The sequence below is a fragment of the Xenorhabdus mauleonii genome, assembly GCF_900113945.1.
GTDB classification, from domain to species: domain Bacteria; phylum Pseudomonadota; class Gammaproteobacteria; order Enterobacterales; family Enterobacteriaceae; genus Xenorhabdus; species Xenorhabdus mauleonii.
On sequence record NZ_FORG01000089.1, the window covers coordinates 1 to 1,620 of the forward strand.

The window sequence follows — 1,620 nt, forward strand, 5'->3', positions numbered from 1 at the left end:
CACGTTGAAGGTCCGGAAGCGTCTGCCACACACCCGCGCATCGTGCATAAAATCAATGGACCCGCTCTGATTAAGCGCTTCTGGTAACGCCAGTGCGGCCGGCTTCGACGGATTTCAGAACGGCGATAATCTGGTGTTCGGTGAATCGGGCTTTACGCATGGTGATCTCCTCAAGGGACATAATCAGTATGTCGGAAGATCTCTAAAAGTAAATGGTCCGGTTTAGAGGGATGCTTACAAAAGGTGTTAGGTTATTTAGGTGGGCAGCGTCTGATCTTAAAAGAAAATTTTCACTTACTAGCGACCCTATGCTTGCTTATAAAGTTGCCAATGCATCAATTAAGGGTTTTTTACTGCTAGATAATTATCATCTTATTGATGATTATCTTTTTAATGATGATGAGAATTAAAATAGCCGAAAAAGTAAATAACTTTCGCTTTCAAGTATAGGTAATAGCTTATTTTTTTATCTAATGATGTTATAAAGGAAGTAAAAGAAGAAACCAAAAAATACATGAAAGCGAAAATACAAAGCATCAGCAATGGGCTGTTATTAGATAGATATATTGTTAAAAAATAAAGGGATATCAATATAGCGTTTGATGCAAAAATTGTCTTTACATCCCAATGAAGTAAGTCACTAAGCCATTCATTGTATCCTTCCATTGATTTGATTTCTTTCTCGTATGCTATATTTAGATATTGTATTTCCTCTTCATTCCAACCTTTTGATGATTTGATTTTTTTTTCATGACTATCTTTTAAGGTTTTAATCTCCTTCTCATATGCTTTTTTTAAAACTTTATTTTCCTTCTCGTATTCGCTTTTTAAATGCAAAATATCCCTTTCATATGCATCTTTTAAAGATTGAGTTTCTTTTTGTGATAGTTTGCTTAATAAATAAGCGTTGTTATTTTTTATGTTCATGATTTTTCTTTTTTATGGGCGACAGTATTTTTTTGTAAACCATAATTACTATAATTATCCCTTTAGTTTTATTTGTATTTTCTCATAAGGTGATTTTTTATTCTCATATGAAAAAATAGTATTTATCTTTTCTATTAAGGCATTATCAAATTTAAATTCATGGGTTATTTTGTCATCAATGCACTGAAATACTGTTAATTCTAAATGCTCATTTTTATCGATGGCATTAAGTAACAAAGGTGATGCACCATCTACGTTTTTTTCAAAAATTATTTTTTCTATATCATTAAGGCCATCAATGCCTTTTGATAACTCAAGGGAGTGTAGCTGTATTTTATCTTTGTGAGCATCATTGCCTGAACAGTTTTTCGATAGCAATCCTTGTTCTGCCCCTAAGATTTCCATGTAAGTAGTATATTGCATTGTATTTCCTCTTTGTTGTTAATGAATTCCAAGTAAGCCATTTTATTTAAAAATAGGCAATAAAAACATACGTAACAATATAGTTAATAACTATTTTTTCTTTAATCTTTCGGAATTATCGGATGGTTGATTAAATTTGTGTTCCAATGCACCAATTTGTTTTCTTAACTCTCCAACCTGATTATAAGTACTTAGCATCGCATCGAAGTTCCGATCAACCGCTTGGCCAAAAAAGAATTTGGCACTGAAAGCGGTCACAAGCACGATGGC

Annotated in this window: 3 protein-coding genes; all 3 read right to left on the reverse strand. The window is 32.8% G+C overall.

The genetic code is table 11. The annotated features are described in order from the left end of the window. Window positions 1–390: 390 nt before the first annotated feature. Complete coding sequence (locus tag BM100_RS22360) at window positions 391–927, reverse strand: hypothetical protein (RefSeq protein WP_092515009.1); 537 nt, start codon at window positions 925–927, stop codon at window positions 391–393. A 54-nt stretch (window positions 928–981) separates the two neighbouring features. Further along, window positions 982–1,350, reverse strand: a complete 369-nt coding sequence (locus tag BM100_RS22365; RefSeq protein ID WP_092515011.1) for a type VI secretion system tube protein Hcp — start codon at window positions 1,348–1,350, stop codon at window positions 982–984. A gap of 90 nt (window positions 1,351–1,440) precedes the next feature. Then, the coding region (locus tag BM100_RS23455) for a hypothetical protein (protein ID WP_217648220.1) at window positions 1,441–1,620 on the reverse strand (180 nt) is incomplete at its 5' end.